General features: G+C 71.6%; 23 protein-coding genes. 14 read left to right on the forward strand and 9 right to left on the reverse strand.

Annotated elements, in window-relative coordinates; all coding sequences use genetic code 11:
- Positions 1–154: 154 nt before the first annotated feature.
- Both ACQP09_RS19025 and ACQP09_RS19030 read right to left on the reverse strand, forming a co-directional pair.
- On the reverse strand, positions 155–1261 hold the full coding sequence (locus ACQP09_RS19025) for an NlpC/P60 family protein (protein ID WP_433401259.1): 1107 nt from the start codon (positions 1259–1261) through the stop codon (positions 155–157).
- Between the two features lie 286 nt (positions 1262–1547).
- Entirely contained in the window at positions 1548–2336 is a 789-nt protein-coding gene (locus ACQP09_RS19030; protein ID WP_433401261.1) for a class I SAM-dependent methyltransferase, read from the reverse strand.
- A gap of 208 nt (positions 2337–2544) precedes the next feature.
- On the opposite strand from ACQP09_RS19030, the gene mshA reads away from it, so the two are divergent.
- Both mshA and ACQP09_RS19040 read left to right on the forward strand, forming a co-directional pair.
- Positions 2545–3897 carry a D-inositol-3-phosphate glycosyltransferase gene (gene mshA / locus ACQP09_RS19035; protein WP_433401264.1) on the forward strand — a complete coding sequence of 451 codons (1353 nt, stop codon included), beginning with the start codon at positions 2545–2547 and terminating at the stop codon, positions 3895–3897.
- A 42-nt stretch (positions 3898–3939) separates the two neighbouring features.
- On the forward strand, positions 3940–4452 hold the full coding sequence (locus tag ACQP09_RS19040; RefSeq protein ID WP_433401267.1) for a YbjN domain-containing protein: 513 nt from the start codon (positions 3940–3942) through the stop codon (positions 4450–4452).
- Here ACQP09_RS19040 and ACQP09_RS19045 read toward each other — a convergent pair.
- The gene (locus ACQP09_RS19045) at positions 4418–5464 is read right to left on the reverse strand and encodes a phosphotransferase family protein (protein ID WP_433401270.1); all 1047 of its coding nucleotides are present in this window, start codon (positions 5462–5464) and stop codon (positions 4418–4420) included. The two genes, ACQP09_RS19040 and ACQP09_RS19045, sit on opposite strands and share 35 nt — an antisense overlap.
- Before the next feature lie 256 nt (positions 5465–5720).
- Between ACQP09_RS19045 and ACQP09_RS19050 the strand changes: the two genes are divergently transcribed.
- Positions 5721–6542, forward strand: coding sequence for a hypothetical protein (locus tag ACQP09_RS19050; RefSeq protein WP_433401273.1), 822 nt, complete (start codon positions 5721–5723; stop codon positions 6540–6542).
- A 37-nt stretch (positions 6543–6579) separates the two neighbouring features.
- Here ACQP09_RS19050 and ACQP09_RS19055 read toward each other — a convergent pair whose 3' ends face one another.
- The gene (locus ACQP09_RS19055) at positions 6580–6822 is read right to left on the reverse strand and encodes a hypothetical protein (protein WP_018511077.1); all 243 of its coding nucleotides are present in this window, start codon (positions 6820–6822) and stop codon (positions 6580–6582) included.
- The gene (locus ACQP09_RS19060; protein ID WP_356755694.1) at positions 6819–7067 is read right to left on the reverse strand and encodes a hypothetical protein; all 249 of its coding nucleotides are present in this window, start codon (positions 7065–7067) and stop codon (positions 6819–6821) included. The genes ACQP09_RS19055 and ACQP09_RS19060 overlap by 4 nt, the downstream gene beginning before the upstream one ends.
- A 458-nt stretch (positions 7068–7525) precedes the next feature.
- On the opposite strand from ACQP09_RS19060, the gene ACQP09_RS19065 reads away from it, so the two are divergent.
- Positions 7526–7954: a hypothetical protein gene (locus ACQP09_RS19065; protein WP_433401276.1), complete on the forward strand. Its 429-nt coding sequence runs from the start codon at positions 7526–7528 to the stop codon at positions 7952–7954.
- A 134-nt stretch (positions 7955–8088) separates the two neighbouring features.
- Here the strand turns inward: ACQP09_RS19065 and ACQP09_RS19070 are convergent, their stop codons facing one another.
- Positions 8089–8850 carry a phosphoglyceromutase gene (locus tag ACQP09_RS19070; protein ID WP_030566751.1) on the reverse strand — a complete coding sequence of 254 codons (762 nt, stop codon included), beginning with the start codon at positions 8848–8850 and terminating at the stop codon, positions 8089–8091.
- 276 nt (positions 8851–9126) lie between these two features.
- Between ACQP09_RS19070 and ACQP09_RS19075 the strand changes: the two genes are divergently transcribed.
- Complete coding sequence (locus ACQP09_RS19075; RefSeq protein ID WP_433401280.1) at positions 9127–10452, forward strand: MDR family MFS transporter; 1326 nt, start codon at positions 9127–9129, stop codon at positions 10450–10452.
- Positions 10453–10551: 99 nt separating this feature from the next.
- Here the strand turns inward: ACQP09_RS19075 and ACQP09_RS19080 are convergent, their stop codons facing one another.
- Together ACQP09_RS19080 and phoU are read right to left on the reverse strand one after the other, a co-directional pair.
- The gene (locus tag ACQP09_RS19080) at positions 10552–10701 is read right to left on the reverse strand and encodes a hypothetical protein (protein ID WP_176727548.1); all 150 of its coding nucleotides are present in this window, start codon (positions 10699–10701) and stop codon (positions 10552–10554) included.
- Positions 10702–10935: 234 nt separating this feature from the next.
- Positions 10936–11613, reverse strand: a complete 678-nt coding sequence (phoU, locus tag ACQP09_RS19085) for a phosphate signaling complex protein PhoU (protein WP_433401284.1) — start codon at positions 11611–11613, stop codon at positions 10936–10938.
- 198 nt (positions 11614–11811) lie between these two features.
- Between phoU and ACQP09_RS19090 the strand changes: the two genes are divergently transcribed.
- Both ACQP09_RS19090 and ACQP09_RS19095 read left to right on the forward strand, forming a co-directional pair.
- Entirely contained in the window at positions 11812–13101 is a 1290-nt protein-coding gene (locus tag ACQP09_RS19090) for a sensor histidine kinase (RefSeq protein WP_433401287.1), read from the forward strand.
- Positions 13098–13778 (forward strand): response regulator transcription factor, encoded by a 681-nt coding sequence (locus ACQP09_RS19095; protein ID WP_003968183.1) that lies wholly within the window; start codon positions 13098–13100, stop codon positions 13776–13778. The genes ACQP09_RS19090 and ACQP09_RS19095 overlap by 4 nt, the downstream gene beginning before the upstream one ends.
- A 133-nt stretch (positions 13779–13911) precedes the next feature.
- On the opposite strand, the gene ACQP09_RS19100 is transcribed toward ACQP09_RS19095, so the two are convergent.
- A complete protein-coding gene (locus tag ACQP09_RS19100) occupies positions 13912–14559 on the reverse strand; it encodes a DUF461 domain-containing protein (protein WP_433401291.1) in 648 nt (215 codons plus the stop codon).
- Between the two features lie 688 nt (positions 14560–15247).
- On the opposite strand from ACQP09_RS19100, the gene ACQP09_RS19105 reads away from it, so the two are divergent.
- From ACQP09_RS19105 to ACQP09_RS19135, 7 genes are all read left to right on the forward strand, one after another.
- Positions 15248–15730: a CarD family transcriptional regulator gene (locus ACQP09_RS19105; protein WP_006380568.1), complete on the forward strand. Its 483-nt coding sequence runs from the start codon at positions 15248–15250 to the stop codon at positions 15728–15730.
- Positions 15731–16056: 326 nt separating this feature from the next.
- Entirely contained in the window at positions 16057–16824 is a 768-nt protein-coding gene (ispD, locus tag ACQP09_RS19110; protein WP_432147557.1) for a 2-C-methyl-D-erythritol 4-phosphate cytidylyltransferase, read from the forward strand.
- Positions 16814–17332, forward strand: a complete 519-nt coding sequence (ispF, locus tag ACQP09_RS19115; protein WP_433401295.1) for a 2-C-methyl-D-erythritol 2,4-cyclodiphosphate synthase — start codon at positions 16814–16816, stop codon at positions 17330–17332. Before ispD ends, ispF begins: the two co-directional genes overlap by 11 nt.
- Before the next feature lie 241 nt (positions 17333–17573).
- Entirely contained in the window at positions 17574–17978 is a 405-nt protein-coding gene (locus ACQP09_RS19120; protein ID WP_161268705.1) for a PPOX class F420-dependent oxidoreductase, read from the forward strand.
- A gap of 196 nt (positions 17979–18174) precedes the next feature.
- On the forward strand, positions 18175–19575 hold the full coding sequence (gene cysS / locus ACQP09_RS19125) for a cysteine--tRNA ligase (protein WP_433401299.1): 1401 nt from the start codon (positions 18175–18177) through the stop codon (positions 19573–19575).
- Positions 19576–19676: 101 nt separating this feature from the next.
- On the forward strand, positions 19677–20633 hold the full coding sequence (rlmB, locus tag ACQP09_RS19130; RefSeq protein ID WP_433401302.1) for a 23S rRNA (guanosine(2251)-2'-O)-methyltransferase RlmB: 957 nt from the start codon (positions 19677–19679) through the stop codon (positions 20631–20633).
- A gap of 184 nt (positions 20634–20817) precedes the next feature.
- Positions 20818–22482 carry a DoxX family membrane protein gene (locus tag ACQP09_RS19135; RefSeq protein ID WP_433401304.1) on the forward strand — a complete coding sequence of 555 codons (1665 nt, stop codon included), beginning with the start codon at positions 20818–20820 and terminating at the stop codon, positions 22480–22482.
- Positions 22483–22558 lie beyond the last annotated feature (76 nt).

Raw genomic sequence — 22558 nt, forward strand, 5'->3', positions numbered from 1 at the left:
TATGCGCCGCCATAAGCCGCTTCCCGGCACGGATCCGGCGGGATGGGGCGCGAGAGGGGCGGGGGAGAGGCCATGACAAACATCACCCGCGCCCGCCCGCTCCGGCGTTCGTGGCGTGGCGCCGCTCACGTACGCCCTGAGGACCCCCGCCGTCCTACCGGTCCGGCCGGACCACACCCAGGATCTTCATCGAGCCCGCGCCCGCCAGCGTGACGTTGCGGCCGGGGCGCGGGGAGTGGACGATCGCGCCGTCGCCGACGTACATCCCGACGTGGCTGGCGTCGGCGTGGTAGATGATCAGGTCGCCGGGGCGCATGTCCTGGATGTCGATGCGCGGCAGCAGCCGCCACTGCTCCTGCGAGGTGCGCGGGATCGGCCGGCCCGCCGCGGCCCAGGCCTGCGAGGTCAGCCCCGAGCAGTCGTACGAGCCGGGGCCCGTCGCCCCCCATACGTACGGCTTGCCTATCTGCGCGGTCGCGAAGGCCACCGCCGCCTCGCCGGCCGCGGTCGTCGCGCCGCTGACGGCGGCGTTCGGCGCGGGACGGGTGGCGAGCCAGGCGGACTGGGCCCTGTTCGCGGCGTCCTGCTCCAGCTGGCGGAGCCGGGCCAGCTCCTCCTTCTCCAGCTGCGATTCGAGCTTCTCCGCCGCGGCTATCTGCGCGTTGATCTTCTTCCTGGCCTTGGCCTGCCGGACCCGGTTCGTCTCCAGCTTCTGCCAGTTGGTGCTGGCGTCCTGGGTGTACGTCTCCAGGTCCTCCTGGGTCCGGTTCAGTTCGGCCAGGACCGTCTTGGTCGCCTGCTGGCTGGTGCGGACCTTGTTGACGCCGTCCAGGAAGAGCTGCGGGTCGTCGCTGAGGGCCAGCTGCGCGCCGGGCGGCAGGCCGCCGTTGCGGTACTGCTCGCGCGCCTGGGCGCCGGCACGGTCCTTCAGCTCGGCTATCCGGGCCTGGCCGTCGACGATCGCCTTGGCCAGCTTCACGATCTCGCCGGACTGCTTCTTGGCCTGCTCCTCGGCCAGGTTGTACGCGTCCGTCGCCGCTCCGGCCTTCCGGTAGAGCGTCTCTATCTGCTCGCGGATCTTCTCCAGATCCTTCTCGGAGGAGGCGGGCCCGGCGGGCGCGGCGGGCATCGCAGGCGCCGAGGCGGAAGGGGACGGCGACGAGTCCGGCGTCGGTGCGGCCATCGCCTGGACCGGAACGGTCAACAGGCCCAGCGCGCAGACCAGCGTGATGGCCGCGGCGGCGCAGTGGCGTCGGTTCACAAGCTCCCCCAGCAAGAAACACAAGCAAGAAACACAAGCGAGAACACAAAGCAAGGCAGAACCGACAGAAGCCGTATAGCGTGCATCTGACTTACCATCAGTAACGTTCAGGCAACGTCGCGATCGTGCCATGTCGTCCCGTAAAGCAACAGAGGCAGTCGCCGTCCGGCGACAGATGCGGTCGGTGTCGCGCGCCTCTTGATCCCCACCCTCAGGACGAACAACACGCAGACGCCGTTCCCGTCGTTCCCCGGAAGAGCATACTTTCGCCCGATCGGGTGATCTTTCAGTGGTCGGCCCCGGGCCGCAACGCGTCCCACCGCACCGTCACCTCGCCCTGCCGCCACCGCCGTACGCCATCCGTCACCGGCCAGTCCGCCGACAGCGCCCGCACCGCCGCGATCCAGCGCTGCCGGGCGCCGAGCGACGCGTACGGCGAGGCCGCAGCCCAGGCCCGGTCGAAGTCGCGCAGGAACGCGTGGACCGGCTCGCCCGGCACGTTCCGGTGGATCAGCGCCTTCGGCAGCCGCTCGGCGAGGTCGGACGGGCGCTCCAGCGAACCGAGCCGGGTCGCGAAGGTCACCGTCCGCGGCCCCTCCGGCCCCAGCGCCACCCACACATGCCGGCGCCCGATCTCGTCGCAGGTCCCCTCCACCAGGAGCCCGTCCGGCGCGAGCCGGGAGCAGAGCCGCGCCCAGACCTCGGCGACCTGGCCCTCCTCGTACTGGCGCAGCACGTTCGCCGCCCGGATGAGCGTGGGCCGCACCGCCAGCGGGACCTCGAAGCCGCCGTGGACGAAGGTGAGCCCGTCCCGTTCGTACGGCTTCGCCGCCGCGACCCGCTCCGGGTCGATCTCGACGCCCGCCACGGCGGTGCGGGGCTCGGCGGTACGCAGCCGGGCCAGCAGCTCGACGGCGGTCCAGGGCGCGGCCCCGTACCCGAGATCGACGGCCACCGGGGTCTCCGCGCGGCGCAGCGCCGGACCGTGCGCGGCGGCGATCCAGCGGTCCATGCGACGCAGCCGGTTCGGGTTGGTGGTCCCGCGGGTGGCGGTGCCGATGGGGCGCTGGCGCATGCGGCGAGCGTATGCGACGGGGGAGGGGCGGGTGCCCAGGAGCGCCAGGGGCCCGAGCGGGGATGCCGCCTCCCTCCGCCTCCGTAATGATTTGGCAAAGCGGAAATGAAAGGCGGCATTCCGCTGTTCTCGCCCTTCGGAGGGCCCCGCGCCCCTTCGTGGCATGCCCTGAGCCCCTGAGAAGGCCGGAGTGAGGAGGACCGACGACGTGAGCCAGTACGTATCCCGGCTCGGGTCCACCCGGACCGGCCCGCGCATCAGGTTCCCCGGCGGCTTCCCGGGCTCCTCCCGCAGGCCGCGCCGCATCGCGATGCTCTCCGTCCACACCTCACCGCTGCACCAGCCCGGCACGGGCGACGCGGGCGGGATGAACGTGTACATCGTCGAGCTGGCCAAGCGCCTGGCCGCGATCAACATCGAGGTCGAGATCTTCACCCGGGCCACCACCGGTTCGCTGCCGCCCGAGGTCGAGCTGGCGCCGGGCGTCCTGGTCCGGCACGTCGACGCCGGGCCGTACGAGGGGCTCGCCAAGGAGGACCTGCCCGCGCAGCTCTGCGCCTTCACGCACGGCGTGATGCAGGCGTGGGCCGGCCAGCGCCCCGGCTACTACGACCTGGTCCACTCCCACTACTGGCTCTCCGGCCAGGTCGGCTGGCTCGCCGCCCAGCGCTGGGGCGTCCCGCTCGTGCACGCCATGCACACCATGGCCAAGGTCAAGAACGCCGCGCTCGCCCACGGCGACACCCCCGAACCGGCCGCCCGCGTCATCGGCGAGACCCAGATCGTCCACGCCTCCGACCGGCTGATCGCCAACACCGCCGAGGAGGCCGACGAGATGGTCCGCTTCTACGACGCCGACCCGGCTGCCGTCGCCGTCGTGCACCCGGGCGTCAACCTGGACCGCTTCCGCACGGCCGACGGCCGCGCCGCCGCCCGGGCCCGGCTCGGTCTGCCGCAGGACGCGCTGATCCCGCTCTTCGCCGGCCGCATCCAGCCGCTGAAGGCCCCGGACGTGCTGCTGCGCGCGGTCGCCGTGCTGTTGGACCGGGACCCGTCGCTGCGCTCGCGGATCGTGGTGCCGGTGGTCGGCGGGCCGAGCGGCAGCGGTCTCGCCAAGCCGGAAGGGCTCCAGAAGCTGGCCGCGCGGCTCGGTATCGCCGATGTCGTACGGTTCCATCCGCCGGTGGGCCAGGACCGGCTGGCGGACTGGTTCCGGGCCGCTTCGGTGCTGGTCATGCCGTCGTACAGCGAATCCTTCGGCCTGGTCGCCATCGAGGCCCAGGCGGCCGGTACACCGGTGGTCGCGGCGGCGGTGGGCGGGCTGCCGGTGGCGGTACGGGACGGGGTCAGCGGCTTTCTGATACCGGGCCACGACCCGGAGGCGTACGCCCGCGCGCTGACGCGGTTCGCGGACGCGCCGGAGCTCGTGGAGCGGATGGGAGCGGCGGCCGCCGCGCACGCGCAGTCCTTCGGCTGGGACACGGCGGCCTCGGCCACGGCCGACGTGTACACAGCGGCGGTGGCCGACCACCGCCGCCGGGCGCGTACCCACCACGGCTGAGCCCCTCCTGCCCGCCACCCCGGGCTGACGTACGCTCGCAGCATGGCTGACGTACCCGAGGAAACCGCAGCGGCCCAGGTCATCGAGGCGACGCTGAACGACGCCGAGCTGGTCTGGGAGAGCCCCGCACCCGGCAGCTACGTGGTGACCCTGCCCGGCACCCGCAAGCTCTCGACGACCTGCTCGCTCATCGTCGGCAAGCACTCCCTCTCCCTCAACGCCTTCGTCATCCGCCACCCGGACGAGAACGAGGCCGGGGTGCACCGCTGGCTCCTGGAGCACAACCTCCGCCTCTTCGGCGTGAGTTACGCGATCGATCCGCTCGGCGACATCTATCTGACCGGCCGGCTGCCGCTCTCCGTGGTCACGCCCGACGAACTGGACCGGCTGCTCGGCGTCGTCCTGGACGCGGCCGACGACTCGTTCAACACCCTCCTCGAACTGGGCTTCGCCGGCTCGATCCGCAAGGAGCACGCCTGGCGCGTCTCACGCGGCGAGTCGACGCGCAACCTCGACGCGTTCAGCCGCCTGATCGAGCGTTCGCCGCGCGACTGACGGCGTCCAGCGCCGCGACGAGGTGCGGCGCCACCAACTGCCGTGTCTCCTCCGCCGCTTCGGAACCGACGCCTCGTGGCACGGTCTCGACGAGCATGATGAGGTAGAGGTAACTCCGGTACAGGGCAAGTCGAAGCCGTACGGAATCGCTGAACTCCACGGCTCGCCCGCTCCCTTCGGCGTACCCGGTGAGGAACTCCCGGTCCTCCTCCAGCTCTCCGAAGAGCGCGAGCGAGACGAAGTCGGCCACCGGATCGCCCCAGAACATCCGCTCGCCGTCGATGATCCCGCCGACCGCCCGCGCGCCCGGCTCCCCGGTGACCAGCAGGTTCCCCTGCCACAGGTCGAAGTGGACGAGCGCGGGCCGGGTGACGTCGTCCAGGACCGGTGCGGCGTGCGCCAGCACCGTACGGATGCGGTCGACGGGGTACGGGAGCGGTGCCCGGTACGTCACGGCGTCGGCGAGCACGGCCTCGGTCATCGCGGTGAAGGCGGTACGCCAGGTGGCGGCGGGCGGCCCGAACGGCGCGGCGGGGTAGCCGAAGCCGCCGGATCCGGTGATGGTGTGCAACCGCCCTACCAGGCAGCCGAGTTCGGTACGCAGCCGAGCCTCGTCACGCAGTCGGGCCTTGTCGCCCGCGTCCTCCGCCGCGTCCAGTTCGTACCAGGGGCGGCCGGGACAGGCGGTCATGACGAGGTACGCGCCGGTCGGGGCCGTCGGATCCGGCTCGCTGTGGACGACGTGGGGGATCACGGAGCCGCGGATGCCGGCCTGCGCGGCGGCGGTGTAGAAGGTGGCCTCGTTGACGAGGAGGTTCCGCTCGTACCGCAGGCCGCCGGAGTGCGGCGGAGGCGTCTTCACCACCCAGTCACGGCCGTCGGTGAGCGTGACGCGGGTGACGGTGTTGTACGTGCCGCCGGTGAGGGGTGTGGCGGAGGCGAGGCCGCGGTCGCCGACGCCGAGGGAGCGGAGTATGCGGGGGAGGGGAGAGGTCGAGGTCTGGTCGGACATGAGGGTGACGCCCTTTCCGGCTGCGGCGCGGCGGGTGGGGTTGTACGGCGGTGCCGCACAGTGCGTTCACAGGATGATCACAGCCGAATCACGATCACGGGAGAGGCCCGTCGGCCGGATCATCGCTCACAGGTTCGATCGTAAAGTGTGGATCACTGCGACGGTCCGTCCCGGGCGGCGTCGAAGTGCCGTACGGGCGAAGGGCGGTTGCTCCTCGACCCCGGACCCTCGACCCTCGACCCGGAGATGAAGAACCATGCGCGCCACCGCCGTACGCCGTACCGCCCTCGCCGCCTGTGCGGTCTCGCTGGCCCTGCTGGCCACGGCCTGCGGCGGCTCGTCCGACGCCGGCACCGACACGGGCGGCGGGAAGAACGACAAGGGCGCCGCCACGAGCGGGAGCAGCTCGGCCCCGAAGGACTCCGGGGCCGAGGCGCTCAGCGCCGCCGAGCTGGAGACCGCGTCGCTGAAGCAGGGTGACGTGGAAGGCCACAAGATCGCCAAGGCGGGCCCGGACGACGAGGTCCCGGCGGACGGCGTGAAGGCCGACAAGGCGGCCTGCCTGCCGATCGTGCACGCCATGTACGGGGTGGCGGAGGCCGGTTCGCAGGCCACCAGCAAGCGCAAGGTGATCACGGACCCGAAGGCGGGCGCCAAGAAGTCGCTGGAGGACATGACGGACGGTGAGGCCGAGGGCGCCCTGAAGGCGGCCTTCGACCTGACGTCCACCTTCGTCGCGCTGAACGCGTACGACGCTACGGCGGGCCAGGACACGTTCGCCGCGCTGAAGAAGGCCGCGGCGGAGTGCGCGGGCGGCTTCACCGCGACGGTCGCGGGCACCCCGCAGAAGATCGTCTCGGTCACCGAGGAGAAGGTCACCGGCGGCGACGAGGCCGCGGCCTGGACGCTCATCCAGGACGACGAGGGCGCGAAGGCGCCGTTCAAGCTGGTGGCGCTCCGCAAGGAGGGCACCGTGGCGACGCTTCTTTCCTTCAACCTGGCGGCGGGCGGCGACGGCGGCGCGAAGTTCACCGTGCCGACAGAGGTCGTGGCGGCGCAGGCGAAGAAGCTCGGCTGATCCGCCTCCGCGCCCCCTCTGCCCCGGCGCCCTGATGTCAGGGCAGAGGAACGAGCCGTACGACGGTGACGGTCAGCACGGACCGGGAGACGTAGTAGAGGACGATGGCCCCGGAGACGGTGGCCTCGCGCCGGTCGCGCTCGCTCTTGACGGCGGAGGAGGCGTGCCCGTACGGCTCCCTGCCCAAGGTACGGGCCATCTCGTCCCGGAAGGACTGCCCGTCGCGCATCTTGGCCAGGGTGTCATCGGCGGGCGGGGCGTAGGAGATGCGGAAGCTCAAGCGACGCTCCGCCTCTCGGCCTCGTCCTGCGCCAGCCGGTCCAGGATCTTCTCGGCCTCGGGATCGGGAACGGCCTCCAGCATCCAGTGCCGCATGACGGCCGAGATCTCGTGGACGCCGGCCTCGTTGATGGCGAGGTCGAACTCCTCGCGTCTCTCCTCGGGCAGGGCCGCCCGGATGTCCGGGATGCTGTTGGGCACCTCGACCTCGGTACCCCCGACGAAGGTCTTCAGAGACTCGCCCATGATCGCTCTCCCCGATCTCCTTGCCGTTGACCGCTACCTGTTGGGGTCACCGTAGTGCGTGCGGCCGGGAGTTCGGTCTGGGGGCGTACAACCGGTGCGGAGCCGAGACGTGTTCGGCCTCGCCCCGGACCGCCTGTTCGCCCACACCCTCCGCGAACGCGAACGCCCCGCCGCCCCGCCCGAGAACCGACCTGCCCGACCTGCCCTTCCGTCACCTTTGCCTGCTCGCGCGGGGTTCGACGTGACGGGCACGCCTACTGGCGGTGGGCCCGCCCACTAGGGTGAGCCCACCGACGGGCAGAGGGGGGCACATGGGTCCGGAGCGCAAGGGGCCGGCCGGCGTCGTATCCGAACGCGGCTGGCGGGGGCGGCTGGTACCCGTCCCGCCACAGGGCGGGGAACCTGCCTTCCTCACGATCAGGGCCGGGGGGCCGTTCAGCTGGTTCAGCGTCACCGGAGTGATCGACACCCCCGAACTCAGCTCCCAGGACGCCGCGATCGGGCTCTCCACCCACGGGTCGAAGGCCCTGCCGTTCGTTGTCCCCGCCGAGTTCACCCATGTCCTGGTGAAGCGGAGCGGCTCGGGCTCCTCGGGTCTGGCCCGCTGGTATCTGGACACGCTGCCGCAGGACCGGATCGGTACCCTCGCCTCCACCGGGGAGACCCGGGGCACGGGGCCCGCGCTCCTGCGCTGGGAGGGATCGCGCCGCGCTTTCGCCTTCACCCTGAACGGGCCCGAGAACTGGTCCTGGATCCATGTCACGGACCGGCGGGGGAGGCCCGCGGCGGCGGAGCGGGAGGGCGATCTGCGCGGGCGCATCACCCTGTCGGCCCCCGGCCACGTCATGGTCCGCTCGGACGGACCCTGGAGCCTGCGTTCGCTCTGACACCGGGAGGGGCCGGGAGGGACCGGTCGCCGGGACGTCGCGGCCGGCTCCGGCCGACGGCGAACGGCCGGGGACGACGAAGAGCCCCTGCCCGCCGGGTGGACCGGCGGGCAGGGGCTCGGAACGCGCTTCGGCTACTTCTTCTTGCCCTGGTTCTTCACGGCCTCGATGGCCGCCTTCGCCGCGTCCGGGTCCAGGTACGTGCCGCCCGGCTTCAGCGGCTTGAAGTCCGCGTCCAGTTCGTACGAGAGCGGGATGCCCGTCGGGATGTTGAGGCCCGAGATGTCCTCGTCCGAGATGCCGTCCAGGTGCTTCACCAGACCGCGGAGGCTGTTGCCGTGCGCGGCGACCAGGACCGTGCGGCCGGTCAGGAGGTCGGGGACGATGCTGTCGAACCAGTACGGGAGCATCCGGACCACGACGTCCTTCAGGCACTCCGTGTCCGGGCGCAGCTCCGGCGGGAGGTCCGCGTAGCGCGCGTCGTCGAACTGGCTGTACTCGTCGTCGCGGGCCAGCGGCGGCGGCGGGGTGTCGTACGAGCGGCGCCAGAGCATGAACTGCTCCTCGCCGAACTCCGCCAGCGTCTGGGCCTTGTCCTTGCCCTGGAGTGCGCCGTAGTGGCGCTCGTTCAGGCGCCAGGAGCGGCGGACCGGGATCCAGAGGCGGTCGGCGGACTCCAGGGCCAGCTGCGCGGTGCGGATCGCGCGGCGCTGGAGGGAGGTGTGCAGGACGTCGGGGAGCAGACCGGCGTCCTTGAGCAGCTCACCGCCGCGGACTGCTTCCTTCTCACCCTTTTCGGTGAGGTTGACGTCCACCCAACCGGTGAACAGGTTCTTCGCGTTCCATTCGCTCTCGCCGTGGCGGAGGAGGATCAGCTTGTACGGTGCGTCGGCCATGAGCTCGAGCGTAATCGAACCCGCGCGCCCTCCGCGCGCCCGCCCGCGTGGCGGACAGGGCGCCCGCGCGGGTGACGGGCGCCGCTGACGATTGACGGCGGGCGTCAATCCGGTGGCGGGTGAGCCGCCGGAGTTCGTAACGTTCGGATGGCCGTCGGGAGCCTTACCCGAGGCGAACGTTCCGTACGTCCGGGGACCCTGCCCGAGGCGACTGTCCGTGCGTCCCGGGAGGCTTACCCGAGGCGACCGTTCCGTACGTCCCGTGGGGGGAACCGCATGTCCGTCGCCGGTCTCAGAACAGCCACCCGCGAGACCGTCTCCGGCCTGCCCCGCGCGTTCTGGTGGCTCTGGCTCAGCACGCTCGTCAACCGGCTCGGCGGCTTCGTCGCCACGTTCATGGCGCTGTACCTGACCCTGGACCGGGGCTACTCCGCCTCGTACGCCGGTCTCGTCGCCGCCCTCCACGGGCTCGGCGGGGTCATCTCCTCGCTCGGTGCCGGCGTGATGACCGACCGGCTCGGGCGGCGGCCCACCATGCTGATCGCGCAGCTGTCGATGGCCGGGTCCGTGGCGCTGCTCGGGTTCATGGAGCACCCGGTCGCCATCGCCGCCGTCGCGTTCCTCGTCGGCATGGCGAGCAGCGCCTCACGGCCCGCCGTTCAGGCGATGATGGCCGACATCGTGCCGCCCAAGGACCGTGTACGAGCCTTTTCGCTCAACTACTGGGCCATCAACCTCGGGTTCGCCATCTCCTCCGCCGGGGCCGGGTTCATCGCCGAGTACAGCTATCTCGCCGGCTTCCTCGGCGAAGCCCTGATGATGCTCGCCTGCGCCGTCGTCGTCTTCCTGAAGGTGCCGGAGTCGCGGCCCGCGCAGGCCGCCCCGGTGAAGTCCGCCGGCGGCAAGCGGGCCAAGGACGAGGTACGGATCATCACCGTCCTGCGCGACGGGCGCTTCATGGGCGTCGTGGGGCTGTCGTTCCTGGTGTCACTGATCTTCCAGCAGGGGTACGTGGGGGTGCCGGTGGCGATGGGGGCCGACGGGCTCTCCAGCTCCGACTTCGGCACCGCGATCGCCGTCAACGGCGTGCTGATCGTGGCCCTCCAGATCCCCGTCACCCGCTTCATCCAGCACCGCGACCCGCGCCGGCTGCTGATCATCTCCTCGCTGCTCGCCGGGTACGGCTTCGGGCTGACCGCCTTCGCCGGGTCCGTCGCCGTGTACGCGCTGACGGTCTGCGTCTGGACCCTCGCCGAGATCGTCAACGCGCCCACCCAGACGGGCCTCGTCGTCCAGCTGTCGCCGGCGCAGGGCCGGGGCCGCTACCAGGGCATGTACACGATGTCCTGGTCGGTGGCGGCCCTCGTCGCGCCCCTGATGTCCGGCTTCGTGATCGACCACTACGGCGCCGCCTGGCTCTGGGGCGCCTGCGCGGTGATCGGTACGGTCGCCGGCCTCGGCTACTGGCTGCTGATGCGCAACCTGCCCCGCGAGGAGCCCCTCGCCGACGAGCCGGAGATCGAGCCCGCGCCCGTACCCGCCCAGGCCCGGCCGGACCAGGCCGAGCCCGACCCGGCGGCCGCGGTGGAGCGCGCGGGCTGACCTCCGTACGAGACGGGAGGCGGGACGACGCCGGGCCGCGCCCGCCCGGCGCGATCCACCGGGCGGGCGCCGTCCGCGAGGACGCGCGGGCGCGGCGCGTCAGCCCGAGCAGCCGCCGCACTGGCACGGAGCACCGGACTGGCAGCCGCACCCGCAGCCCGAGCCGCAGCCGCAGGCGCCGAGCACGGTCAGGTGCACCACTTCGGTCGGGGTCTCCAGCTGGGGTTCGGTCGTGGGGGATTCGGCCATGGTCCCTCCTCAGGGCGTACGGCTGGGCGGCCGACGCCGCTGCGCCGCCGCCGGGGACGAGACGGCATGGCCCGTACGTACCGCGTACGGCCATGGCGCCGTCCCCGCCCCATTGCATGCCCACCCCGCCCGGCGCATCAACGGCGCACACATGCAAGAACGCATGTGCGACTCGCGTGCGCCGGGAGCGCGCGAACCTCTGAACGGCGTCCGAAGAGGGAGCGTCCGGAGAGGTTACGAGCCCTCCACCGGCGTCGCCGCCTGGATCTCGTCCGCGTGCTCACCCGTCACCAGGTAGACGACCCGCTTGGCCACCGACACCGCGTGGTCCGCGAACCGCTCGTAGTAGCGGCCCAGCAGCGTCACGTCGACGGCCGTCTCGATGCCGTGCTTCCAGCGGTCGTCCATCAGGTGCTGGAAGAGCGTGCGGTGCAGCAGGTCCATCTCGTCGTCGTCCTGCTCCAGCTGGAGCGCCAGATCGACGTCCTTGGTGATGATGACCTCGGCCGCCTTGGCCATCAGCCGCTGGGCGAGCTGGCCCATCTCCAGGATCGTGGCGTGCAGGTCGTTCGGGACCGCCGACTGCGGGAAGCGCAGCCGGGCCAGCTTCGCCACGTGCTGGGCGAGGTCGCCGGAGCGCTCCAGGTCGGCGCTCATCCGCAGCGAGGTCACCACGATCCGCAGATCGGTCGCCACCGGCTGCTGACGGGCGAGGAGGGCGATCGCACGCGCCTCCAGGTCGTGCTGGAGGTCGTCGACCTTCTGGTCGCCGGCGATCACGCTCTCCGCGAGCTTCAGGTCGGCGTCGAGCATGGACGTGGTCGCCCGGCCGATCGCCGATCCGACCAGCCGGGCCATCTCGACCAGGCCTTCTCCGATCGAGTCGAGTTCCTCGTGGTAAGCGTCGCGCATGGGAAGTCCCTCTCCAGTTCCAACTGAGGCCGGGGTCTCGGACCGACCCCCACGGTGCCACGGTGGGGCCGCAACGCGTCCGGATCCGGCCCCCTAAGTGAACCGGCTCCTACCCCTCGGTGAACTCTGGGCGACGAGTGTTCGAGATGGCACTCGGACGGCTGGGAGAGTGTCGGCGCACCCGCATAACCTTGAAGCATGGACGTGAACGCGGCGGTCGCCGCAGCTGCAGCGATCGCCGGGCTGTTGACCGGTGTGATCGCCATGCTGGCGTTCCGCTGGAGCGAGCGCGACCTGAAACGGCCCACGCGTACGTCCCTGCGGCCGGACGGCAACGCCGCCCTGCCGCCGGGAGTGGACACCGTCCTCTCCGTGCTCAGCTCCTCCGCCGTCGTGCTCGACGAGAGCGACAGCGTGGTCAAGGCCAGCTCCGCCGCGTATGCGCTGGGCCTGGTCAGGGGCGGCCGGCTGGCCGTCGAGCCGATGCTCAACATGGCCAGGGACACCCGGCGGGACGGCGAGATACGGCAGGGCGAGCTGGACCTCCCCCGGCGCGGCACCGGCCGCGGCGACACCCTCGCGGTCTCTGCCCGGGTCGCCCCGCTGGGCTCACGGCTGGTGCTGCTGCTGGTCGAGGACCTCACCGAGGCCCGCCGGATCGAAGCGGTCCGGCGCGACTTCGTCGCCAACGTGAGCCATGAGCTCAAGACCCCCACGGGAGCGCTCTCGCTGCTCTCCGAGGCGGTCATGGACGCCTCCGACGACCCGGAGGCTGTGGAGCGGTTCGCCGGACGGATGCAGATCGAGGCGACCCGGCTCACCAACCTCGTACAGGAGCTCATCGACCTCTCCCGGGTGCAGAACGACGACCCCCTGGAGGACGCCGAGCCGGTCAAGGTGGAGGTGCTCGTCGCCGAGGCGATCGACCGCTGCCGCCAGCAGGCCGGATCCAAGCAGATCACCATGGCCTCCGGCGGCACCGAAGGCCTCACGGTCTGGGGCAACCGGGGCCAGCTCGTCGGCGCGCTCGGCAACCTCGTCGAGAACGCCGTCAACTACAGCCCCGCCCGCACCCGGGTCGGTATCGCGGCCCGCCGCACCGCCGGACCGGGCGGGGAGCTGATCGAGATCGCCGTGACCGACCAGGGCATCGGCATCTCCGAGAAGGACCGCGAACGGGTCTTCGAGCGGTTCTACCGCGTCGACCCCGCCCGCTCACGGGCCACCGGTGGCACCGGTCTCGGCCTCGCCATCGTCAAACACGTGGCCGCCTCGCACGGCGGGGAGGTCACCGTCTGGAGCTCCGAGGGACAGGGCTCCACCTTCACCCTCCGGCTGCCCGAATCGGGCGCCGTGAGGGAGCGCACCACCGGCGGACTCCTTATCGTCAACGACGTCAACGGCGTCGGCGACGTCAGCGAAAAGGACAAGCCCCCGTTCGAGACCGACTCCTATGACCCCTTCCCTGCCCCGGAGGCTCTTCCGTGACCCGAGTGCTTGTCGTCGAGGATGAGGAATCCTTCAGCGACGCCCTGTCCTACATGCTGCGCAAGGAGGGTTTCGAGGTCGCGATCGCCGCGACCGGCCCCGACGGCCTGGACGAGTTCGAGCGCAACGGCGCCGACCTGGTCCTGCTCGACCTGATGCTGCCCGGCCTGCCCGGCACCGAGGTGTGCCGCCAGCTCCGCAGCCGCTCCAACGTTCCGGTGATCATGGTCACCGCCAAGGACAGCGAGATCGACAAGGTCGTCGGTCTCGAAATAGGAGCCGACGACTACGTCACCAAGCCGTTCTCCTCGCGCGAGCTCGTCGCCCGCATCCGCGCCGTCCTGCGCCGCCGCGGCGAGCCGGAGGAGGTCACTCCGGCCGCCCTGGAGGCGGGCCCGGTCCGGATGGACGTGGACCGGCACGTGGTCACCGTCTCCGGCGGCAAGGTCGACCTCCCGCTCAAGGAGTTCGACCTCCTGGAGATGCTCCTGCGCAACGCGGGCCGCGTGCTGACCCGGATGCAGCTCATCGACCGGGTCTGGGGCGCGGACTACGTCGGCGACACCAAGACCCTCGACGTCCACGTCAAGCGCCTGCGCGCCAAGATCGAGCCCGACCCCGGCGCGCCGCGCTACCTCGTCACGGTGCGCGGCCTGGGGTACAAGTTCGAGCCGTAGACCGCGCGGCGACTGACACGTGAAGGGGCGCCTCCCGGCCGGGAGGCGCCCCTTCACGTGTCTCTGTGCACGAGTCGTACGTACGCGGGTGGCGTCGGCCGGTCGTCCCGGCCGTCGCGGTCTCCGGCGTGTCCTACTGCTCCGTACCGGCCGCCGGGGACTCCTCGGTGCCCGGCGTCTCCGGGGTCTCGCCGGCCGGGGCCTCCGGGGTCTCGGAGCCGGCCGCGTCCGGGGTGGCGCTCGGCGTCGCGGCCGGGGCCTCGGGCTGCGCGCTGGGGCCGAAGTCCTCGTAGTAGCCGGTCGCCGGGACGACGCCGGCGCCGAGGCCGACGTCGCCGGTGCGGCTCAGCTTGAAGACGATCTGCTGGACGTTGCCGTCCTGGGTGGCCTCGCGGCCCTTGTCGATCACGGCGGAGGCGTTGCCCTCGCCGCCGAGGACGACCCGGCCGCCGGCCGGGATCTCGACGGGTCCGCTGCCCTTCGCGGCCTGGAGCTTCACCTGGACGTCGGTGCCGGGCAGCGTGATGCTCTCCAGGACCTCGTCCTCGGTGCCGTCGTTGAACAGCGTCGCGGCGACCACGGCGGGGCCCTCGGCCTCCGGCTCGGCCTGCGTGATCACGTTCACGTTCTGGACCTTGATGGTGCCCACCGAGGTGGCCGCGTTGTCCGGCCTGACCTTGAGCGTCTCGGCGTTGTTGCCCGCCGCGCAGGCGGACAGGGAGACGATCGAGAACGCGATGGCAGTGGCGGCGAGGGCGCCGTGTCGAAGGCTGCGGCTCACGGCGGCGGCAACTCCTTGAACGATCGGACTGCGGACTTCGGACGTCGGGCGTTGTACGTGTGCTGAGCGCCCCGTGGACGACCGGAAGGGGTGACGTAAAGCCGTCCTAAGGGCGTGTCAGCGGCCTTAGGCTACCGAGCCACCACTCCCGCCCCGCACCCGACCCGCCTCTAGGGAGCTCGGCTCTTCCGGGGGAGCGCTTCCCGGCGGCCGGTGGGAGCGGGAGAGGCCGGCGCGGACCGCGCTTCGGGGCCGATGTGTCACGTGCCGTTCACATAATCGCGGTGATCAATTCTTCCGGCCGCGGCGCATTCTGCGGGAAAGGCCTAGTGAGAGGCGTTGCGAGAGGTCTCTTGAGGCGCGGCCCTTGATCAATTTCATGGGGCACGCGCACTTACCTCCGTACGGGTGATCGACGACCGAACGGAGTACGTAAAGTTCACCATCCGGAACCCGACAAAACGGGACTTTCGCCCTCTTCTGTGAGGCTTCCGGGCCGTGTGACGCGAACGTTTCGTCCCGGTCGCACAGCCGCTCCGACCTGCGAATACCGTCTCCCGGAAGCCTTCCGCAGCACGTCCGTGTCGCTGTTGTCAAGCCCTGAGATATGCCCTGACCTGCGAAAACGCCATTCAGGGGAGGCGATTCTCGTGTTACTCTGGATAGCCACGGAAGGGGTACCTGTCACATGACGTTCAAGGTTGGCGACACCGTGGTCTATCCCCATCACGGGGCCGCGCTGATCGAGGCTATCGAAACTCGCCAGATCAAAGGCGTGGACAAGACCTACTTGGTGCTCAAGGTCGCCCAGGGCGACTTGACGGTTCGTGTGCCGGCGGACAATGCGGAGTTCGTAGGCGTGCGCGACGTGGTCGGGCAGGAGGGGCTGGACCGGGTCTTCGAGGTGCTTCGCGCACCGTATGCCGAAGAGCCGACCAACTGGTCCCGGCGTTACAAGGCAAATCTGGAAAAGCTCGCCTCGGGCGATGTCATCAAGGTCGCTGAAGTGGTGCGTGACCTGTGGCGTCGTGAGCGCGAGCGCGGTCTCTCCGCCGGAGAGAAGCGCATGCTCGCCAAGGCCCGCCAGATCCTGGTGAGCGAGCTCGCTCTCGCGGAGAACACGAACGAGGACAAGGCCGAAGCCCTCCTCGACGAGGTCCTCGCGTCCTGAACCGGATCGCACCGGTCGTAAGAATGTGCCGCGGTGCCCGCTGACCAGCCGTTTATACACGGTGTGTCGTCGGGCGCTGCGGCATGTCCGTACCCGGAACGCCATCCTGGCGTCGCTGAACGAGAACCTGACGTCACGAGAGCCCGACGTCGCTCGTGACACCCGAGCCCCGCTGATCGCCGCCGCGACCCCGCTCCACGCTCGACCGGGTGTCACGGAAGGGGCCCGGTCAAGCTTGAGGGCGTCGCGCCCGGCTTGCTGGGCCCCTACCCACGTCGCCCGTGGAAACAAACCTGCCGAACCTTCGGACCTTCGGAGCGCAATCGATGACATCGACGCCACCCCCGCCCGACCGGCCGCGTCCGCCGCGCACCGCAGCGGTCATCCCGGCGGCCGGGCGGGGCATACGGCTCGGACCGGGCGCCCCCAAGGCCCTCCGGTCGCTCGGCGGCACGCCCATGCTCATCCACGCCGTACGCGCCATGGCGGCCTCCCGGACCGTCTCCCTCGTCGTGGTCGTCGCCCCGCCGGACGGCGCGCCCGAGGTGAAGCACCTCCTCGACGAGCATGCCCTGCCCGAGCGCACCGACTACCTGGTCGTGCCCGGCGGCGACACCCGCCAGGAGTCCGTGGGCCTCGGACTCGACGCGCTGCCCGAGGACATCTCCGTCGTCCTGGTCCACGACGCCGCCCGCCCGCTGGTGCCGGTCGACACGGTGGACGCGGTCGTCGAGGCCGTACGGAACGGGGCACCGGCCGTCGTCCCCGCGCTGCCGCTCACCGACACCGTCAAGGAGGTCGAGCCCGCCGAGGTGGCCGGCGAGCCGGAACCGGTGCTCTCCACTCCCGTACGGGCCAGGCTGCGCGCGGTGCAGACCCCGCAGGGCTTCGACCGGGACACGCTCGTACGGGCCCACGCCGAGGTCGCACTCGACGGCGAGGGCGCCACCGACGACGCGGGCATGGTCGAACGCCTCGGCAAGCCGGTCGTCGTCGTCCCCGGCCACGAGGAGGCGTTCAAGGTGACCCGGCCGCTCGACCTGGTGCTGGCCGAAGCGGTACTCGCCCGCAGGAGGGCCAACGATGGCTTCTGACCAGCACGCGGCCGAAGGCCCCGGCGCCCCCGTCATCCCGCTCGTCGGCATCGGCACCGACATCCACGCCTTCGAGGAGGGCCGCGAGCTCTGGTGCGCGGGCCTGAAGTGGGAGGGCGAGGGCCCCGGTCTGGCCGGCCACTCCGACGCCGACGTCGTCGCGCACGCCGCCTGCAACGCGCTCTTCTCCGCCGCCGGCCTCGGCGACCTCGGGCAGCACTTCGGCACCGGCCGCCCCGAGTGGTCCGGCGCCGCCGGCGTGACCCTGCTCACCGAGGCCGCCCGGATCGTCCGCGCCGAGGGGTACGAGATCGGTAACGTCGCCGTCCAGGTCGTCGGCGTACGCCCGAAGATCGGCAAGCGGCGCGACGAGGCGCAGAAGGTGCTGTCCGCCGCCGTGGGCGCCCCGGTCTCGCTCTCCGCCGCCACCTCGGACGGCCTCGGCTTCACCGGCCGCGGCGAGGGGCTCGCGGGGATCGCGACGGCACTGGTGTACCGGGCGCGCTGACGTACGTCACCGCCACGCCGCCGTCGCCACGCCGTCGCCACACCACCGTCACGCCGCCGTCGCCACGCCGTCGCCACGCCACCGCCACGACGACGCCGCCGTCAGGCCGTACGGGACGCTCCGTCACCCGTACGGCCCAACGGCGTCGACAAGTAGGGCGACGCGGGAAGGAAACGGAGACTCCGCGAGGTTGGGGGGTAGGAGCACTCGAACCACGCCGGCCACCAGGAGGACGTACGTCATGACCGCCGCACTCTCCACCGAGCTCAAGAACCTTCTCGACACCCCGGTCTTCGTCAACATCGCCACCATCCAGCCGGACGGCAGCCCGCAGGTCTCCCCGGTCTGGGTGAAGCGCGACGGCGACGACGTCCTGATCTCCACCACGGTCGGCCGCCGCAAGGAGAAGAACCTCCGCCGCGACCCGCGCGTCACCGTCGTCGTCCAGCCGGCCGACAACCCCTACTCCTACGCCGAGATCCGGGGCCAGGCGGAGCTGACCACGGAGGGCGGCCAGGAGCTGATCGACGAGCTGTCGGTGAAGTACACCGGCAAGCCGTACGGGGAGTTCAACCCGAACTCCGGCCAGGACGACCCCCGGGTCGTGGTCCGGATCACGCCGCGCAAGGTCGTCGGCAGCATCTGAGCGCATCCGCCGGCCCGAAAGGGCCGGCGAAAGCCCCGGGCGCGCCCCGGAACAAGCCCCCAACGCCCCCGGAGCGCCCCGAAAGAGCCGCCTCGCGCCCCTTGCGGAGCCGCTCGGACCAGCCGGTATCAGAAAGTTGCCCCCGCGATCGTCCAAGGGTCGCGGGGCACTGGTGTCGGCCTACTACCCTTGAGGCGTGACTATTCGCCTGCACGACACCAGCGCCCGGCAGATCCGTGACTTCGTCCCGCTCACGCCGGGCTGCGTCTCGATCTACCTTTGCGGCGCTACCGTCCAGGCGGCACCGCACATCGGCCACATCCGTTCCGGGCTGAACTTCGACATCATGCGCCGCTGGTTCACCTACCGCGGCTACGACGTGACGTTCATCCGGAACGTCACCGACATCGACGACAAGATCATCTGGAAGTCCGCCGAACAGGGCCGCCCCTGGTGGTCGATCGGTTACGAGAACGAGCGCGCGTTCAACGACGGCTACGACGCGCTGGGCTGCCTGCCGCCCACCTACGAGCCCCGCGCCACCGGCCACATCACCGAGATGATCGAGATGATGCGCGGCCTGATCGAGCGCGGCCACGCCTACGAGGCCGACGGCAACGTCTACTTCGACGTCCGGTCCCTCCCCGGCTACCTCTCCCTCTCCAACCAGGAGCTGGACGACCTGCGCCAGCCCGCCGGCGAGGGCGAGACCGGCAAGCGCGACCCGCGCGACTTCGCCATGTGGAAGGCGGCCAAGCCCGGCGAGCCGAGCTGGGAGACCCCGTGGGGCCGCGGCCGGCCCGGCTGGCACCTGGAGTGCTCCGCGATGGCCCACAAGTACCTGGGCTCCGCGTTCGACATCCACGGCGGCGGACTCGACCTGGTCTTCCCGCACCATGAGAACGAGATCGCCCAGGCCAAGGCGTACGGCGACGCGTTCGCCAACTACTGGGTGCACAACGCCTGGGTCACCATGTCCGGCGAGAAGATGTCCAAGTCGCTCGGCAACTCCGTCCTCGTCAGCGAGATGGTCAAGCACTGGCGCCCGATCGTCCTGCGCTACTACCTGGGCACCCCGCACTACCGCTCGATGATCGAGTACAGCGAGGAGTCCCTGCGCGACGCCGAGTCCGCGTTCGCGCGGATCGAGGGCTTCGTCCAGCGCGTCACCGAGAAGGCCGGCGAGACCGTCCCGCCCGCCGCCGAGGTGCCGCCCGCCTTCGCCGAGGCGATGGACGAGGACCTGGGCGTGCCGCAGGCCCTCGCGATCGTCCACACCACGGTCCGCCAGGGCAACAGCGCGCTCGCCGCCGACGACAAGGAAGCCGCCGTCGCCCGCCTCGCCGAGGTCCGGGCCATGCTCGGCGTCCTCGGACTCGACCCGCTCGACGAGCACTGGGCGGGCGAGGGCGACCGGGGCGAGGACCTGCATGGCGTCGTCGACACCCTCGTACGCCTCGTCCTCGACCAGCGGCAGTCGGCCCGCACCCGCAAGGACTGGGCCGCCGCCGACGCCATCCGCGACCAGCTCAACCAGTCCGGACTGGTCATCGAGGACAGCGCCAACGGTCCCCGGTGGACACTGGGACCGCGCTGAGCCGCACCCCTCCGAACAGCACAGTTGTGCCGCCCGGCGATCCGGGCGGCACACTTGTCCTCATACGTACGCACGTCTGAAAGCAACGAAACAGGTAGGTCATGGCCGGGAACAGCCAGCGCAGGAACCGCCGCACGTCCAACAAGAAGGGCATGCAGGTCGGCAGCGGTGGTCAGCGACGCCGTGGTCTCGAAGGCAAGGGACCCACGCCGCCCGCCTCCGCCCGCAAGGGACACAAGAAGAACCGGGTCGCCAACGCCCAGGCCAAGCAGGCCGCCGCCCGCCGCCCCGCGCCCCGGCGCGGCGGTGTGAAGGGCACCTCGGAGATGGTCGTCGGCCGCAACCCGGTCTACGAGGCCCTGCGCGACGGTGTGCCCGCCGTCACCCTGTACGTCCAGCAGTACATCGACAACGACGAGCGCGTCCGCGACGTGCTCAAGCTCGCGGGCGACCGCGGCACCATCAACCTGATGGAGGCCCCGCGCCCCGAGCTGGACCGGATGACGAACGGCCTGAACCACCAGGGCCTCGTCCTCCAGGTCCCGCCGTACGAGTACGCGCACCCGGACGACCTGCTCGTCGCCGCGCAGGACAACCACGAGGACCCGCTGATCGTCGCCCTCGACGGCGTCACCGACCCGCGCAACCTCGGCGCGATCGTCCGCTCGGTCTCCGCGTTCGGCGGCCACGGCGTCGTCGTCCCCGAGCGCCGCGCGGCCGGTATGACCGCCGGAGCGTGGAAGTCCTCGGCCGGTACGGCGGCCCGCACCCCGGTCTCCCGGGTCACCAACCTGACCCGCGCCCTGGAGGGCTACCAGAAGGCGGGCCTCACGGTCGTCGGCCTCGCCGCCGACGGCGAGCACACGGTCGAGGACCTGGAGGAGCTGGCCGGCCCGGTCGTCATCGTCATCGGCAGCGAGGGCAAGGGCCTCGGCCGCCTCGTCGGCGAGACCTGCGACTACCGCGTCCGGATCTCCATGCCGGGCGGCGCCGAATCGCTCAACGCCGGTGTCGCGGCGGGCATCGTGCTGTACGAGGTGGCACGCCGCCGCGGATAGCGGAACCGGACGTCCGTACGGCGTTCGCGCGGTGACCACCTCGGCAACGGGCTCGCCCGCTCACCGAGTTGACGCGCGAACGCCGAACAGGGTTCCAGGATGCCCGAGTTTGGCCGGATCTTGACGGGTCTCGGACACATCGGGCCCGTCAAGGCAGTGTCCTAACCACCCATCACTCGGTTAGATGAGTGTGGACACCAGAACGCCTCGGTTCGACGAGCAACCCGCCCTGAGCATGACCAAGGTGGACAGCGACCCCGCGCAGGTCATCGTCAACCACGCCAGCTTCCGGGTGCAGCTCGCCCCGGGCCAGCGCGCACGGCTGCGCGGTCTCGCCGACACCGCCCGCATCCCCGCCATGAGCGGTGCAGGAGCCGGCGGCGGCCGCAGGCGGGCACCGGTCGTCTGGAGCGGCAGATCGGCCCCGGGCGACCCCGGCGCCACCGGCCTCCTCCAGGCCGTACGCAACTCCACCGCCGGCCACCTCGACACCGCGCTCACCGCCGGAGCCGCGGACGGCCTCGCGGCGGGCGCGACCCAGGTCATCCCGCTCCTGGAGGAGACCCAGCCCAACCCCGTACTGACCGCACCGCAGCAGCCCGGACGCACCGGCCCGCTCCTGCCGCCCATGCGCCAGGCCGTCGGCGCGTACGACTCCTTCGACGACGCGCCGGCCACCACCGCCACCGGAACCGGCCCCGACGGTGACGACGACGGCTACGAGGAGAGCACCGAGGCCCGCGCCCGCCGCCACGGCAACGACCCCGTCCGCCACGCCTACTACCCCGGCCACCGGATGAACCTCGGCGTCGTCCTGCTCCCCATGCGGGTCCTCCTCGGCTTCATCTCCATCTACGCCGGCATGGGCAAGCTCTGCGACCCCGTCTACTTCGACGGCGGCGAACGCGGCTCCATGGTCAAGTGGCTCACCTCGCTGCACCCCTGGGCGCTCGCCGAACCGCTCCGCGACTTCGCCCTCTCCCACCCGGTCGGCGCCGGACTGACCGTCGCCTTCCTCCAGGTCGTCGTCGGCGTCCTCACCGTCCTCGGCCTCTGGCAGCGCGTCGCCGCCTCCGTCGGCGCTCTGCTCTCCGCCGCCCTCCTGGTGACCGTCAGCTGGCGCACCGTCGCCGTGTACGACGCGCCCGACATCATCCTGCTGGCCGCCTGGAGCCCGCTGATCATCGCGGGCGCCCCCGTCTACTCCGTCGACGGACGGCTCGCCGGAGAGGCCTGGCGCACGCTCGGACCGCGCTCCGAGATCTGGGACCTGCGCCGCCGCGTCCTGCGCCGCGGAGGCGTCGTCGCCTCCGTCGTCATCGGCCTCACCCTCCTCATCGGCTCCATCCTCGGCGGCGCCGTCCGCTCGGCCGAGGTCGTCACCGTCCCCGGCCGCAACGACTACCCCACCAATCAGCTCCCCGGCCAGCCGCTCCCGCAGGAGTCCACCGGCGAGCGCCAGGCCTCCCGTACGCCCGAGGACCAGGAGCGCACCCCCGAGCCCACCAGCTCCGGAGCCCCCACCACCCCCGCCACCGGCGGCCAGGCCACCACGCCCGGCGCCACCCGCGAATCCGGCGGCGGCCAGAGCGCCGGCACCGGCAACGACACCCAGCCCAGCCAGACCCAGGGCACCGGCCAGGAACCCCCGCCCCAGACCACCCCCCAGCAGCCCCCCGCCGCCACCAGCGCCGGCCCCACCTCCTCCGGCTCCACCGGCGGCGACGGCTCCACCGGCGGCGGCGCCGCCGAACCCGAAGCCCCGCCCGCCAACGGCGGCGGCGAAGGCGCCGACCCGGGCGGCTCCACCGGCGGCGGCCGCAACCCCATCGGCGGCCTCCTCGGCTGACCGCAGCGGCACACGGCCAGAGGGGCGGCCCCCACCCGGGCATCGGGTGGGGGCCGCCCCTCTTCGACGTGCGTAC

The sequence above is a fragment of the Streptomyces sp. CA-146814 genome (genome assembly GCF_050942385.1).
GTDB lineage: Bacteria > Actinomycetota > Actinomycetes > Streptomycetales > Streptomycetaceae > Streptomyces.

Excerpts from the sequence above, each read along its gene's own strand:
- ACQP09_RS19040 (WP_433401267.1), top strand. The coding sequence starts at position 3,940 with ATGGCTGACGTACCCGAGGAAACCGCAGCGGCCCAGGTCATCGAGGCG.
- ACQP09_RS19050 (WP_433401273.1), top strand. The coding sequence starts at position 5,721 with ATGCGCGCCACCGCCGTACGCCGTACCGCCCTCGCCGCCTGTGCGGTC.
- ACQP09_RS19080 (WP_176727548.1), bottom strand. The coding sequence starts at position 10,701 with ATGGCCGAATCCCCCACGACCGAACCCCAGCTGGAGACCCCGACCGAA.
- ACQP09_RS19060 (WP_356755694.1), bottom strand. The coding sequence starts at position 7,067 with ATGGGCGAGTCTCTGAAGACCTTCGTCGGGGGTACCGAGGTCGAGGTG.
- ACQP09_RS19075 (WP_433401280.1), top strand. The coding sequence starts at position 9,127 with ATGTCCGTCGCCGGTCTCAGAACAGCCACCCGCGAGACCGTCTCCGGC.
- ACQP09_RS19030 (WP_433401261.1), bottom strand. The coding sequence starts at position 2,336 with ATGCGCCAGCGCCCCATCGGCACCGCCACCCGCGGGACCACCAACCCG.
- ispD (WP_432147557.1), top strand. The coding sequence starts at position 16,057 with ATGACATCGACGCCACCCCCGCCCGACCGGCCGCGTCCGCCGCGCACC.
- ACQP09_RS19045 (WP_433401270.1), bottom strand. The coding sequence starts at position 5,464 with ATGTCCGACCAGACCTCGACCTCTCCCCTCCCCCGCATACTCCGCTCC.
- ACQP09_RS19105 (WP_006380568.1), top strand. The coding sequence starts at position 15,248 with ATGACGTTCAAGGTTGGCGACACCGTGGTCTATCCCCATCACGGGGCC.
- ACQP09_RS19135 (WP_433401304.1), top strand. The coding sequence starts at position 20,818 with ATGAGTGTGGACACCAGAACGCCTCGGTTCGACGAGCAACCCGCCCTG.
- ACQP09_RS19090 (WP_433401287.1), top strand. The coding sequence starts at position 11,812 with ATGGACGTGAACGCGGCGGTCGCCGCAGCTGCAGCGATCGCCGGGCTG.
- rlmB (WP_433401302.1), top strand. The coding sequence starts at position 19,677 with ATGGCCGGGAACAGCCAGCGCAGGAACCGCCGCACGTCCAACAAGAAG.
- ACQP09_RS19120 (WP_161268705.1), top strand. The coding sequence starts at position 17,574 with ATGACCGCCGCACTCTCCACCGAGCTCAAGAACCTTCTCGACACCCCG.
- ACQP09_RS19070 (WP_030566751.1), bottom strand. The coding sequence starts at position 8,850 with ATGGCCGACGCACCGTACAAGCTGATCCTCCTCCGCCACGGCGAGAGC.
- phoU (WP_433401284.1), bottom strand. The coding sequence starts at position 11,613 with ATGCGCGACGCTTACCACGAGGAACTCGACTCGATCGGAGAAGGCCTG.
- ispF (WP_433401295.1), top strand. The coding sequence starts at position 16,814 with ATGGCTTCTGACCAGCACGCGGCCGAAGGCCCCGGCGCCCCCGTCATC.